The sequence below is a fragment of the Bacillus sp. FJAT-47783 genome, from assembly GCF_022808615.1.
Classification (GTDB): domain Bacteria; phylum Bacillota; class Bacilli; order Bacillales; family Aeribacillaceae; genus Bacillus_BZ.
The window spans coordinates 72,661-86,240 of the sequence record NZ_JAKZKS010000004.1 but is presented as its reverse complement, the minus strand read 5'-3'; the positions used below and the strand labels follow the sequence as shown (position 1 = coordinate 86,240).

The following is a 13,580-nucleotide window of genomic DNA, read 5'->3' as shown; positions in this document are numbered from 1 at the left end:
ATTTTACTATTAAATCGAAAATAAACAGGATGAGAACTGTATGTCCAGCACGCATCCGTAATGTCAATTATACGATTGTATCTGGCTCTTTTGCCTTTTGTAATTGATGTTCACAGTGCTTAAGCTTCTCGTTTTGCTCCGATAAAAAGGATTGATCGTATTCATTGTTACATTGTTGAAACATTTTTCGTGCATCAGAAATGGAACGTTCAGCCGTTTGAATCGCTTCCGGATCCATGCTCATCGTTGCAGATCCGACCATTTTTTCGGCAGCTTGAACGGCTAGTTCGAGTTGTTTTCGTTCATTAAAACCGCTAATTAATCCAGAGTCATCGCGCTTGTCCATCTTTAACACCTCCTTTTCTTAGCATGAGAAAGTTCGTCAAAACTATGCAAATAGAAAATATTCGCTTTGTTCATTAAACATTACGAATCGTTCAATAAAGACTCCAAGACATGAATGAATAATTTAAAACTACATGCAGGAAAAGATAGGAAAAGGTTGAATCTTATTTAGTAGAATGATGAACGATGGGGAAGGGAGAAATGATATGAAAGAACAAGTTGTGTTTGATGTGGCGATTCAACAAACGTTTCAAGAAATGCAGAAAGATTTAAAACAGCTCGCCTTTATGGCAAAAAATCACGGCGTATTTAATCATAAAGAAGTGTATCGCGTTGAGAAAAATATGATGGAAAATTTAAAGGCTATTGAATATTTAATGCTTTCACAAAAAGCATCCTTAACCGAACAAAAAAAGAGGCTTTCATAAGCCTCTTTTTTATATATAAAATCACATGACCTGTTAAATTACAGTTTTACAACGTTTGCAGCTTGAGGTCCACGATTTCCTTCCACGATTTCGAAAGAAACTTCTTGGCCTTCTTCTAAAGATTTGAAACCGTCACCTTGAATGGCTGTGAAGTGTACGAATACATCGTCTCCGCCTTCTACTTCAATAAATCCAAACCCTTTTTCATTGTTAAACCATTTTACTTTACCATTTTGTTGCATATTACATTTTCCTCCTAATACATGCACGATCCGTGCTCAAAAAATTTTCACCATTTAACAAGGATAAAGTGCTAAATGATGCTTTAAATATACACTATAAAAAGATGGAAAGTCAAGTTAATGTCAAACTTGATTGAAATTTTTAACTAATTTGTTTTGCTTCTCTCATCTTTATTTCGTTTATTTCCTTTACTATTATCACCAGATGTATCGAAGTCCTCCATTGGCTGGTCCGGGCGATTTTGATTTACACTTCCTTTATTATATTTTTTCGTCACATTCTCACCTCCAATCGTTATTTTGTTTCAAATGGGATATTTACATACAAAAACAGTTGCTTCATGATAATAGTTAGAATGAAATGTAAAGGGGATGTAAAAATGAACAAGTCGAATTGGCATGAAAAAGCAGCAACGAAATGGGATTATTATGCAGATGATTGGAATGCGTCAAGTGAACAAATGTGGGAAAGCGGCAGTCGAAAAACGATTGTTCCGTTTTTTCAAAAATATGTTGAAAATGGAAGTGCCGTTCTTGATGTTGCTTGTGGTGACGGATATGGTTCCTTAAAACTTGCAAAGAACGGATATAACGTTACGGCGACCGATATATCTGAGAAAATGATTGATTTAGCCAAAAAGAGCGATAAGGAATCGAATGTCCATTTCATCCGGGGGGATATGATTCATATGCCGTTTGAAGACGGACAATTTGATGCCGTGATGGTCATAAATGGCATCGAATGGACAGAGCATCCTTTAAACGCGTTAAATGAACTTAAAAGAGTGGTAAAAGAAGGGGGCTATTTATGTGCCGCCATTTTAGGGCCAACAGCGCACCCGCGGAAAAATAGTTACGACAGGCTTTACGGTCGACAAGCGATTATGAATACGATGATGCCGTGGGAATTTATGTCACTATCAGAAGAAAATGGTTGGAAGATCATCGATCATGAAGGAGTGATGAAAAGAGGCGTCACGGAAGAAATGATGAAGAACTTGCCGTTGCAATTAAATCAAGCGCTATCATTTATGTGGGTATTTATGCTACAAAAAATGTAACGAAACGAAAAGGGAATAACCTGCCTCATTCGAACAGCAGGTTATTCCACTTCCCTACATTAGATCATCCCTTTATTGATTAAAAATTAGCGGAATTTAATACGTAATGAGCTTTTTCTTTTATTTGCTCAGATTGTTGCAGTATATCGGTTAATATCGTATCTACAGCATTTCCGTGATGAAGCTTTTGAATGTTTTGTTTCATCTCAGCAATTAATTCAGGATTTTGAAGTAGTTGATTGACAACATCGCCAATTTGATCGATTTTCGTTACAATTTTTGCTGCACCATTTCGCTCAAAGTACTCGGCATTTTCTTTTTCTTGCCCAGGTACAGGCTTATATAAAATGAGCGGGACACCTATCGCTGCGGCTTCGCTTAAGGTAATTCCCCCTGGTTTTGTAATCATACACGACGAAATTCGAAAAAGCTCATCAATATTTTCTACATATCCTAATGCTTTTAATTTATGTGGATGTTCGTTCGCAATAGGAGCAAGCTGCTCATGTAATGCCTGATTCTTTCCACATACAACGACTGTTTGTAATTCTTCATGGTGAAGAAAGGATTCACATAAATCTTTTACGTTTTTTAACACACCATGTGCTCCTGCCATAATTAATAATGTTTTTTTATTTGGATGAAGTCCAAATTTATCGAACAAAGGAGCAGTGTCTATTTCTTTTTCAAACGGCTCTCGAATAGGTATTCCTGTAACCATAATATCCATAGGGTGTGTGCCTAAATCAATCAGCTTTTCTTTCACTTCATGGCTTGCGACATAGTATTTATCGATGTCGGGATGCACCCAAATTTTATGTAGGCAAAAATCCGTTAGCACATTGAAAGTAGGAATCACTTTGCCTGTACGACGTCGATATTCTGGTACAACGATCATAGGAAATGTGTTGATAATAATGTCTGGATTTTCATTTGTTATGATTTCATGAAGACGTTTATTTCCCATTTTGTAATACACATTCAACACTCGTTTATCGTACATTTTGTCGACACCGTAATAAAAAAGGCGGTAAAATTGCTTACCAACTGAAAAACTCTTTAAATATAAATATTTCGTAACTTCAGTAATGACAGGATGTGACTCCTGGTATAAGTCTGAAAGAACAACATTCATTCCTAACTGCTTGCACCTCTGCTCAAGCGTTTTGGCTACTTGAATATGGCCATTTCCATACTTAGCAGTCAGAATTAAAATTTTCGGATTGCTCTTCAATGTTACAATCACCTCAACAACACGACAACCTATTTTTTCTTTGAACATACTTTTAATGTACCATATAAATATTATGATACTATAAAGCTATTTTAAAGGGGAAATTACATTTTTTTCATCATGTAAATAGATTATTAATAATTTTTAAGAAATGTAACATCTTTTTTTCTATCTTTATCATAGCAAAACAATCCAAAAATTTCACATTTATCCCACTCTTAACGGGCAATAAGTCCCCCACCTCAAAGTTCTATCGTAAAGCAAAGAAGGTAAGTGTGGGGGCAACTGCCCGTAAAGATCCGAACATAAAGAACATGGACGAAGTGCGAAAATTCCCGTGGGTCACAAGGGCCTTTAGACCATTTCGTAAGGACTACCATTCAGTGAAAAAAACACTGAATGAAGTCTTATTCTATTCCCAAATATAAGGTGTTTCTTGGTAAACATAGTAGTTTAACCAGTTTACAAATAGTAGGTTAGCATGTGAGCGCCAACGATGTAAAGGCTTAAGAGAAGGGTCATCGTTTGGGAAATAGTTTTTCGGGATTTGAATATTTAATCCTTTTGCTAAATCTCGTTTGTATTCATCCCGTAACACCGTTACATCGTATTCTGGGTGACCGGTTAAAAAGATAAATTTCCCGTCTTTTGAAGCGAGTAAGCAAATACCTGCTTCATCTGATGTTGATAATATTTCAAGTTCAGTTGTTTTTAAGACAGCGTTTGTATCAATATCTGTATGTCGTGATTGCGGAACTAAATACACCTCATCAAAACCGCGTAATAATTTAACAGACGAATCTGTAATTTTATGCTCGAATATGCCGAAACATTTTTCTGGTAAAATATATTTCTCGATTCCATAATGATAGTATAAGCCTGCTTGAGCACCCCAGCAAATATGCAACGTAGATGTGACGTTTTCTTTTGACCATTCAAAAATTTCTGTTAATTCGACCCAATAATTGACCTCTTTAAAAGGTAGTGTCTCGACAGGAGCTCCCGTTACAATCATCCCATCGAATTTACGATGACAAATATAGTCAAATGTCGTATAAAAGTCGTCAAGATGCTGTTTTTGAGTCGTTTTTGGCGTATGTGTTTTGGGCCTTAAAAAGGTTATATTCACTTGTAGGGGTGAGTTTCCGAGTAAACGTAAAAGTTGTGTTTCGGTTTTTTCCTTTTCTGGCATAAGATTTAAGATGACAATATTTAATGGACGAATATCTTGCTTATACGCTCGGTTTTCATCCATGACAAAAATATTTTCTTTTTGCAAAACTTCTTTTGCTGGTAAATGGGAAGGAATATTAATAGGCATGATCGTACCTCCTAAGATTTCAATCTAAATATGTGATCCTTTGCACGTTTCGTCAATAAATATTTTTAATTATAGAAAGTTTATGATGATATTTCAATTTAAGATTTGTTAAGATTATTATGATTGTAACAAAGTGACACCAAAAAGAAAGAGGGTTTTTGCGATGAAAATGAAAACGAAAGTAAAATCAGATATTGAAATTGCCCGAGAAGCAACGTTAAAGCCAATTTCTGAAATTGCTACACAATTAGGTGTAAAGGAAGAAGAGCTTGAACTATACGGAAAATATAAAGCAAAACTTTCTCATCAACTATTTGATCGTCTTGAAACGAAAAAAGATGGAAAAGTCATTTTAGTGACATCCATTAACCCAACACCTGCAGGAGAAGGAAAATCAACGGTAACAGTTGGTTTAGGTCAAGCTTTACATAAATTAAATAAAAAGGTTGTTATTGCGTTAAGAGAGCCCTCTTTAGGACCAACGATGGGGATTAAAGGGGGTGCAGCTGGTGGAGGATATTCACAAGTGTTACCGATGGAAGATATAAATTTACACTTTACAGGAGACATTCATGCCATTACGACCGCGAATAATGCTTTAAGCGCCTTTATCGATAACCATATTCATCAAGGAAATACGTTAAATATCGATCAGCGTCGCATCGTTTGGAAGCGCGTACTCGATATGAATGACCGTGCGCTCAGAAACATTGTCGTCGGTCTTGGTGGACCGGCAAATGGAGTGCCAAGAGAGGACGGCTTTGACATTACTGTAGCTTCAGAAATAATGGCTGTCCTTTGCTTAGCGACAAGCTTCGAAGATTTAAAGAAACGTCTTGCCAAAATTGTCGTTGCTTATAATGTTAATGGGGAGCCAGTTACGGTCGAAGATTTAGGAGTGGAAGGTGCACTTACTTTACTTTTAAAAGATGCCGTAAAACCGAATTTAGTCCAGACGATTGAACATACGCCAGCGATTATTCACGGTGGTCCATTTGCAAATATTGCTCATGGGTGTAACAGTGTTATCGCAACGAAAATGGCGGCGAAGTTAGGCGATTATGTTGTGACAGAATCCGGTTTTGGCGCTGATTTAGGTGCTGAGAAATTTTTAAATATTAAAGCGCGTACGGCTGAAATTAAACCTGAAGCGGTTGTCATTGTCGCAACTGTGCGAGCGTTAAAAATGCATGGCGGAGTAGAAAAAGATCATCTTAAAGAGGAAAATACTGATGCTGCGAAAAAAGGTTTACAAAACCTTGCGAAACATATTGAAACAATTAAAGCATTCGGTTTACCTTATGTCGTTGCCTTAAATAAATTTATTACCGATACGGATGCGGAATTACAAGCCATTCAAAAGTGGTGCGATGAGCATCACCATCCTGTTGCGATGACGGAAGTTTGGGAAAAAGGTGGAGAGGGTGGCCTTGAACTGGCGAAAAAAGTGTTAGAACAAATGGAAAAAGAAAACAACCAGTTTGCGCCCCTTTACGAAATAAATGATTCGATTGAAGACAAAATTTTAAAAATTGCTAAGTTTGTATACGGTGCGAAGGATGTCGAGTTTACCTCTAAAGCGAAGGCTCAGTTAGTACAATTTAAAAAATACGGTTGGGATCAGCTCCTCGTTTGCATGGCGAAAACGCAATATTCTTTAACAGATGATCCGAAACAGCTTGGCCGTCCTGAAGACTTTACAATAACTATTCGAGAATTTAAGCCGTCTGTTGGCGCCGGTTTCATCGTCGCATTAACAGGAAATATATTAACGATGCCAGGATTACCGAAACAGCCTGCTGCATTAAATATGGATGTGGATGAACACGGACAAGTACATGGGTTATTTTAAGGTGAGCCGATGTTTGATCCAACAGCATTTGACAATTTAAAAACCGTGCTAGAGGGAACGATTTACGACGAGGACCTATACGGTGAAATGGAAGTCGTAAATCGCGAAGATTTCGTGAATTTAGCCGTTATGAATCGTATGTTTAAGCTTACGTTTAAAAAGAAGAAGGCGACAAATAGTCAAGCAACGATGACGTTATTCATGACGAGTAAAGAGTTATGTCGTGAAATTTTAGAAATGAGTGACGAGCCAGTATGTCAAGTTACAGTCGAACTTGAGACGGAAACTTCTCATTTATTTCACATCAAAACAACTGTAGACAAGTTACAAGCGATTTGGAAATTAGAAGCAGATGTAGATGTAAAAGTTTCGTTCCATCCTTTACATGAGAAACGTCATTATTTAACCAAGTATACGATTTCTCTTTATAACGGCTTGACAGAAGACGACATTGAAAAATTATCAAACCTTTATTCGTTAACGAAACAATCGTTAAACGTAATGGAATCATCATAAGTGAAGGCTGGATTTTTCCAGCCTTTACTCATGAATGGATATTTTAAAGCACTCTTAATGGGCAGAAAGAGCGCCATGTTCTGTGGGTCAGAAAGGCCTTTAAGTCATCCCGTAAGGACTAACATTCAGTGGGGAATGAAAAAAACCCACTGAATGAAGCTTCACTTTATGGAGTCGAACGAATGGTCGTGTTATGGTCGGGATGAATAGAATATTGGAGGAATGTTATGGATTTATTTGATATTTCCGTAAGAAAGGCAAATGGACAGGAAATAAGCTTACGTCAATACAAAGGGAATGTGCTCTTAATCGTCAATACGGCTAGTAAATGCGGATTTACTCCACAATATAAAGATTTGCAAGCATTGTATGAACAATATAATAAGCAAGGATTTGACATATTAGCTTTTCCTTGTAATCAATTTTTAAATCAAGAGCCTGGTTCGAATGATGAAATCGAAAGCTTTTGTCAATTAAATTACGGGGTCACGTTTGACGTGTTTGCTAAATGTGATGTAAATGGGGAGCATGCGCATCCACTATTCCGTTTTTTAACGGAACGTGCGCCAGGTGCTTTCAGAACAAAAGCGATAAAATGGAACTTTACAAAATTTCTTGTCGATCGAGATGGAAAAGAAATAAAGCGATTTTCACCACAAACAAACCCTCGTGACATGAAAAATGTAATTGAACAATTTTTAACAAAGTGATCCTAACAGTCATGTTTGAAAGAATGATGGTTCTGTTTGCAAGCAGATAACAGAAGTTCAGAAGCAAATTGATTCATTGCAACAAATAGTAAATTCGTGTATTCTTTTACTAGTAACCCGAGTTATAGGAGTGATTTTACATGTCTATGGCATATGAAGAATATATGCGTCAGCTCGTTCAACCGATGAGAACGGAATTAACGAATGCTGGATTTAAGGAATTGTTAACACCTGAAGATGTTGAAAGCTTTATGGAACATGTAGAAGGAACGACGCTTGTTGTCGTCAATTCTGTATGTGGCTGTGCAGCCGGTCTTGCTCGTCCGTCCGTGACACAAGCTCTGTTGATAAGTGATAAAACACCTGATCACTTAGTTACGGTTTTCGCTGGTCAAGAGCGTGATGCAACAGCGAAAATGAGAGAATACTTCGAAGGGATCGAACCTTCTTCACCTTCCATGGCCTTATTGAAAGGGAAGGAAGTCGTGCACTTTATCCCTCGTCACGAAATTGAAGGAAACACAATGGAAGGCATTATAAACCAATTACAACAAGCATTTGAAAAGCATTGTTAAAAGGATGTATTCGTACATCCTTTTTTAACGTTGAAGGAGTTTAAGGATGATCGTCACGACAGCTGGAAGAACAAACGACCAAATGGTCATGTTTGCAGAGCAAATTGCCCATGATTTAAAAGCAACATTTATTCCTCGCCATAAACGTTCCATTAATGCTATTCAACACGAATGGAAGAAAGATGTGTTAGTAGTAGGAAAAGACCGCCTTGAATATTACCCGATCCATGCTTCTCAACCGTTTTTCTTTCATCCTAATTCAGCAATGTTTCGGGTAAAAAGACTGATGAAAGGTGAGAAAGATCCCTTTATAGAAGCGGCTGCACTAAGTGCTGGAATGTCGCTATTAGATTGTACGGTCGGGTTAGCATCAGATAGTATTACAGCGAGCTTTGTCGTTGGAAGAAATGGAAAGGTTATTGGGATTGAGAAAAGTTCTATTATTTCGTATCTCGTACAAAAAGGCCTACAAAGATGGGAAACACAGGTGGATGAAGTCAATGAAGCGATGCGGAAAATATCAATCATTCAAGGCGACCATTATGCTTATTTACAGTCGATGCCAAGTAAATCTTTTGACGTCGTATACTTTGATCCGATGTTTGAAGAAACAATCGAAGCAGCTAATGGAATTGATCCATTGCGCGATATCGCTTCATACGGTCGATTGTCAACAGAAGTAATCGAAGAAGCGAAACGTGTGGCACGGAGCCGAGTTGTGTTAAAAGATCATTTCCGAAGCGAAAGATTTTCAACCCTCCATTTTAAACAAATTCATCGAAAAACAGCTACATTTCATTTCGGTGTCATTGAATTAGGTGAGTAAGATTGACACTATGTGGAAAGCTAAGTGTGGAGGTGGTGAATGGTGGCTAAGCGTAAAAAAGATCCATCCACAATCGGCTTATCGTCCTCTCAAGTGGAAGGTCAAGGGACAACGAATCGAGAAATGGGAGCAAGTCGGGATTCGTCACGTAAAAAACAGAAGAAAGTATAATCAAATGAAAAAACTCATGGGTTTCCATGAGTTTTTTCTTAATCAGTAACTTCCATGACAATTAAATAGGCTAGTGTCACAAAACTTGCTACAACAAATAATGTTTCGAACATTTTGTAACCCCCTTTATGTATAGTAGCCTCCCTTATTTTACCCTTTTTCATTCTATTTTTAAATAGTTGTAAAGAAAAGTATCCATTTTTAAGCAAATATTCATATATCCTTCATATTTGTATGATAGAATAGTAAGCAAATAGAAAGAGAGAGGATAAAGCTATGAAAAAGTGGGTAAGGAAATCGCTCGTTGTATTATTTACAATTGCAACGTTCGGTCTCGTTACACCTCCCGCCGCATTAACGGCTGATGAAAATCAATCAGTCGAACCACAATCGGCTTCTATAAGTAGTGACAAACCACTTGTTTCAGAATCTTTTGAAGACCAGAGGGCAGCTGATGCCATCCAAGAAATGGTTTATAAAGCGAAGGAACAGTCGTTTGCGAAGTTTGGTGGGAGAATCGGGCCAGTCATTGAAGATGAATTTTCAACAATTATTCTTCCGAAAATGGAAGAAGTGTTAACTGCTTTTTTAGAAAAAGAACAGGAACAATTCGAAAAAGTTGTCATTTCCGAAAAACCAACTGGAGGGAAAAGTGAAAAGATTTTTCACATTTATGATGAAAAAAGTGGACAAGACTTATTAAGATTCCATGTCCGCATTGATCATCCCCCTCAAGAAGGATATTGGTTTAATTTTCATTACCATACGTATCACGACCAATTTGAAGCACATTATGAGCTTGGTACAATTTTTTGGAATCATAACACCCCTCCGAACTGGATGACGCATTAAGAAATGGAGTGAACAAGATGAAAAAATATAGCTTGCAACACATGGTAGAAGTTTCAAAGCAAATGTTAGAAGAAAGAGGAGTGACGATTACAGACATCGCCGAAATTGTGCTTCAGCTACAAAAAAAATACATACATGATTTAACAATAGAAGAATGTATTTATCATATCGAAAGTGTGTTAAGTAAACGTGAAATCGTCCATGCGATTTTAACAGGCATTGCGATTGACCAATTAGCTGAACAAAAGTTGCTTCCAGAGCCGTTGCAACACCTAGTTGAAACAGATGAGCCATTATATGGTATTGATGAAATTGTTCCATTGTCGATCATTAACGTATATGGATCGATTGGTTTTACAAACTTTGGTTATTTAGATAAAGAGAAATTTGGCATTATTAAGCAATTAGATTCAAAGTCAAATGGACAAGTGAACACGTTTTTAGATGATATTGTTGCGGCCATCGCTGCAGCTGCTGCAAGCCGAATTGCCCACCATCACCGTGATCAAATGGATCAATTACCTGAATTAGCAACCTCTTAAGTACGCGAAAAGCGTACTTCTTTTTTTGGGGAATTTAGAATTTATATGTTTTTAGCGACTTCGCTGTCAAGCTCCAGGTGCCTTGATTCACTTTCGTTTAGCCACTGAGGGATGAAAGGCAATATAAAGTGAAACTTCATTCAGTAGTTTTTTCATCCCCCCTGAATGTTAGTCCTACGGGATGACCTAAAGTCCCTTGTGACCCACAGAGCGTGGCGGTCTTACTGCCCGTTACGAGTGGGATAAAATGATGATTTTAATAGATAAAGAGTATGATAAAATAGAAGAAACGGGACATCATTGGGGTGACATCATGAAAAAGCTTGGATTATTTTTTATGAATCTAGGAGCACTTTTCCTCATTTTCGTGAACGTAAATACATCTCCTGTCGGATTAGCACTTAACGAATATCACTTTACTAAACATTCTCCATTTTTGACCGCTCCTATTAACCAATTAGTCTATTTACCGTATGGAGATTTTAATGAAGATGAAGCGTTAAAAATGATTGAACATATTAGTCATATTCATCCTTCTGTTTTAGAGCGTGCCACCCAAAAAAATTTAAAAATCAAACTTTTCACTGGTAAATTGACAGAACAATCAGAATTGCTTCTTTTAAGAGGGAAACTTCCACGAGGATATTCAAAAGCTGACCCGAGGTGGGATTTCGTTCCAGGTATTGGCGGTGGTGAAATCGTTTTTGCTAAAATAGGTCATAGTGAATTCGGCAGCGGTCATGGCTCGGTTGCGTTAGAGCTACATGAATTTGCCCATTCACTTGATAAATACGTGTTTCAGTCTGTTCGTTATGATCCGGTTTTTAAATCAGTGTGGAAAGTTGAAGCTAAGTCTTTGTTTCCAAATGAAACGTATTTTCATCGTTTTCCAGAGGAATACTTCGCTGAATGTTTTGCCCTTTATTATTTGAATGAAGAGACGAAAGCGCGATTAAGAAACAATGCTCCGCTAACCTATGAGTTTTTTGAAAACATGCTTAAAGAACAAAATCGCTAACGCGACTTTGTTCAGAGGTTAGAGTTGTTGAAATCGGCGAAATAGCCGACTTCAACTATCCGCATTTCCCAAAGGTGTGACAAAAATGGGGGGAGAAAAAGATCTCATAAAAATACTGTCAACGAAAGAAAGGTAACAATGAAAAATATTTTTCGTCCAATTTTAAATTAGTGGTAGAATAGTTAAGGGGTGTTTTGAACATCTCTTTTTGTTTATAAAAATTACGTTAGCAATTTATTGCTTTCTAATTTTAAAGTAGGTTTTCGAATGGGAGTGGTTACGATTGAAACATCCAGAATATGCTTATTTAGATTTATGTAAACACGTTTTAGAAAACGGTGTAAAGAAAAGTGACCGAACGGGTACAGGAACGATCTCGGCATTTGGTTATCAAATGAGGTTTGATTTAAGTAAAGGGTTTCCATTACTAACGACAAAGCGAATACCTTTTCGCCTCATTGCTAGTGAATTATTATGGTTTATTAAAGGTGATACAAATATTCGGTATTTGCTAGAGCATAATAACAACATTTGGAATGAATGGGCGTTTAAAAACTGGGTCGAAAGTGATGAATATGAAGGCCCTGATATGGAAAATTTCGGGATAAGAAGTCAGCAAGATGCAGAATTTAACAAAGTGTACGAAGAAGAAATGGACAAGTTTAAAGAGCGGATTTTATTAGATGATGAATTTGCGCAACAATATGGAGAGCTTGGGCCGGTGTACGGTAAACAGTGGAGAGCTTGGGAAACGACACAAGGGGAGACAATCGATCAATTAAAGGATGTCATTGAACAAATAAAAGTTAATCCTAATTCTCGAAGATTGATTGTTTCATCGTGGTCTCCAGAATTTGTTCCATCGATGGCACTACCGCCATGTCATACGATGTTTCAATTTTATGTTCTCGATGGCAAATTAAGCTGTCAGCTTTATCAGCGCAGCGGTGACATCTTTTTAGGAATTCCATTTAATATCGCAAGCTATGCTCTTCTTACCCATTTAATTGCTCATGAATGTGGGTTAGAAGTAGGCGAATTTGTCCACACATTAGGGGATGCACATATTTATGTCAATCATCTAGAACAAGTTCATACACAGCTTGAAAGGGAACCGAAACCATTCCCGACAATAAAGTTAAATTCGGATGTGAAATCTGTCTTTGATTTTGAAATGGAACACATTAAAATCGAAGGTTATGATCCGCACCCAACGATTAAAGCACCTGTTGCGGTTTAAGAAAGGGAGGATAAAGGAATGCTTTCATTTTTAGTAGCGATGGATCGAAACCGTTTAATCGGAAAAGACAATGACTTACCATGGCACTTGCCGGCTGATTTAAAATATTTTAAGGAAGTGACAATGGGACATAAAATTGTGATGGGTAGAAAAACATACGAGTCCATTGGTCGTCCTTTACCTGGCAGGGAAAATATCGTCCTCTCGACAAATCCAGAATATGAAGCAGAAGGGTGCAAAGTTTTTCATTCGATCGAAAATTTTTTACACTTTGCAAAAGAGCATCGTGACGAAGAACTGTTCGTGATCGGTGGTGCCGTTATTTTCAATCGCTTATTTGACAAAGCAGATCGCTTATATATTACTGAAATAGATGAAACATTTGACGGGGATACATATTTTCCTCATTTTAATAAAAGTGAATGGAATCTCCTTTCTGAAAAAGAAGGAACGATGGATGAAAAAAATATTTATCCGCATCGCTTTCTTGTATATGAACGGAAATAAGAGATTGTTCGAAAAGTAGTATTTACACTCCGAAATCTAAAAAGGTAGACCTAAAGAATGTTGATTTTACAGCATTCTTTAGGTCTTAATATTGGAGTGTTTTAATCCTAATATGGACTTTTTTAGACAGCCCCTTATTT

18 protein-coding genes are annotated in these 13,580 nt (G+C 37.2%); 13 read left to right on the top strand and 5 right to left on the bottom strand.

Features of this window, described 5'->3' with window-relative positions; all coding sequences use genetic code 11:
* Positions 1-67: 67 nt before the first annotated feature.
* The gene (locus tag MLD65_RS05190; RefSeq protein WP_243290817.1) at positions 68-346 is read right to left on the bottom strand and encodes a DUF2564 family protein; all 279 of its coding nucleotides are present in this window, start codon (positions 344-346) and stop codon (positions 68-70) included.
* Positions 347-551: 205 nt separating this feature from the next.
* Between MLD65_RS05190 and MLD65_RS05185 the strand changes: the two genes are divergently transcribed.
* A complete protein-coding gene (locus MLD65_RS05185; RefSeq protein WP_243290816.1) occupies positions 552-773 on the top strand; it encodes a hypothetical protein in 222 nt (73 codons plus the stop codon).
* Positions 774-811: 38 nt separating this feature from the next.
* Here MLD65_RS05185 and cspD read toward each other — a convergent pair whose 3' ends face one another.
* Complete coding sequence (gene cspD, locus MLD65_RS05180; protein ID WP_243290815.1) at positions 812-1,015, bottom strand: cold-shock protein CspD; 204 nt, start codon at positions 1,013-1,015, stop codon at positions 812-814.
* Positions 1,016-1,161: 146 nt separating this feature from the next.
* Entirely contained in the window at positions 1,162-1,293 is a 132-nt protein-coding gene (locus MLD65_RS18065) for a hypothetical protein (RefSeq protein ID WP_347709268.1), read from the bottom strand.
* A 102-nt stretch (positions 1,294-1,395) separates the two neighbouring features.
* On the opposite strand from MLD65_RS18065, the gene MLD65_RS05175 reads away from it, so the two are divergent.
* Positions 1,396-2,076, top strand: coding sequence for a class I SAM-dependent methyltransferase (locus MLD65_RS05175; protein ID WP_243290814.1), 681 nt, complete (start codon positions 1,396-1,398; stop codon positions 2,074-2,076).
* Positions 2,077-2,155: 79 nt separating this feature from the next.
* Here the strand turns inward: MLD65_RS05175 and MLD65_RS05170 are convergent, their stop codons facing one another.
* Both MLD65_RS05170 and metA read right to left on the bottom strand, forming a co-directional pair.
* Positions 2,156-3,310: a diglucosyl diacylglycerol synthase gene (locus tag MLD65_RS05170; protein ID WP_243290813.1), complete on the bottom strand. Its 1,155-nt coding sequence runs from the start codon at positions 3,308-3,310 to the stop codon at positions 2,156-2,158.
* Between the two features lie 412 nt (positions 3,311-3,722).
* Positions 3,723-4,631, bottom strand: a complete 909-nt coding sequence (metA, locus tag MLD65_RS05165; RefSeq protein WP_243290812.1) for a homoserine O-acetyltransferase MetA — start codon at positions 4,629-4,631, stop codon at positions 3,723-3,725.
* Between the two features lie 163 nt (positions 4,632-4,794).
* Here metA and MLD65_RS05160 point away from each other — a divergent pair, with 163 nt between their 5' ends.
* The 11 genes from MLD65_RS05160 (at position 4,795) to MLD65_RS05110 (ending at position 13,440) form a co-directional block, all read left to right on the top strand.
* Positions 4,795-6,483, top strand: a complete 1,689-nt coding sequence (locus MLD65_RS05160) for a formate--tetrahydrofolate ligase (RefSeq protein WP_243290811.1) — start codon at positions 4,795-4,797, stop codon at positions 6,481-6,483.
* A gap of 9 nt (positions 6,484-6,492) precedes the next feature.
* Positions 6,493-6,999: a hypothetical protein gene (locus tag MLD65_RS05155; RefSeq protein ID WP_243290810.1), complete on the top strand. Its 507-nt coding sequence runs from the start codon at positions 6,493-6,495 to the stop codon at positions 6,997-6,999.
* A 227-nt stretch (positions 7,000-7,226) separates the two neighbouring features.
* The gene (locus MLD65_RS05150; RefSeq protein WP_243290809.1) at positions 7,227-7,709 is read left to right on the top strand and encodes a glutathione peroxidase; all 483 of its coding nucleotides are present in this window, start codon (positions 7,227-7,229) and stop codon (positions 7,707-7,709) included.
* A 140-nt stretch (positions 7,710-7,849) separates the two neighbouring features.
* Complete coding sequence (locus MLD65_RS05145; RefSeq protein WP_243290808.1) at positions 7,850-8,284, top strand: BrxA/BrxB family bacilliredoxin; 435 nt, start codon at positions 7,850-7,852, stop codon at positions 8,282-8,284.
* 46 nt (positions 8,285-8,330) lie between these two features.
* Complete coding sequence (locus MLD65_RS05140; protein WP_243290807.1) at positions 8,331-9,110, top strand: class I SAM-dependent methyltransferase; 780 nt, start codon at positions 8,331-8,333, stop codon at positions 9,108-9,110.
* Positions 9,111-9,152: 42 nt separating this feature from the next.
* Complete coding sequence (locus MLD65_RS05135; protein ID WP_243290892.1) at positions 9,153-9,281, top strand: YuzL family protein; 129 nt, start codon at positions 9,153-9,155, stop codon at positions 9,279-9,281.
* 276 nt (positions 9,282-9,557) lie between these two features.
* Positions 9,558-10,133, top strand: coding sequence for a YpjP family protein (locus MLD65_RS05130; protein WP_243290806.1), 576 nt, complete (start codon positions 9,558-9,560; stop codon positions 10,131-10,133).
* 17 nt (positions 10,134-10,150) lie between these two features.
* A complete protein-coding gene (locus tag MLD65_RS05125) occupies positions 10,151-10,675 on the top strand; it encodes a phosphatidylglycerophosphatase A family protein (protein ID WP_243290805.1) in 525 nt (174 codons plus the stop codon).
* Positions 10,676-10,922: 247 nt separating this feature from the next.
* Positions 10,923-11,693 carry an anthrax toxin lethal factor-related metalloendopeptidase gene (locus MLD65_RS05120; protein ID WP_243290804.1) on the top strand — a complete coding sequence of 257 codons (771 nt, stop codon included), beginning with the start codon at positions 10,923-10,925 and terminating at the stop codon, positions 11,691-11,693.
* A 283-nt stretch (positions 11,694-11,976) separates the two neighbouring features.
* A complete protein-coding gene (locus MLD65_RS05115; protein WP_243290803.1) occupies positions 11,977-12,933 on the top strand; it encodes a thymidylate synthase in 957 nt (318 codons plus the stop codon).
* A gap of 18 nt (positions 12,934-12,951) precedes the next feature.
* Entirely contained in the window at positions 12,952-13,440 is a 489-nt protein-coding gene (locus MLD65_RS05110) for a dihydrofolate reductase (RefSeq protein WP_243290802.1), read from the top strand.
* The last annotated feature ends 140 nt before the right edge of the window (positions 13,441-13,580 follow it).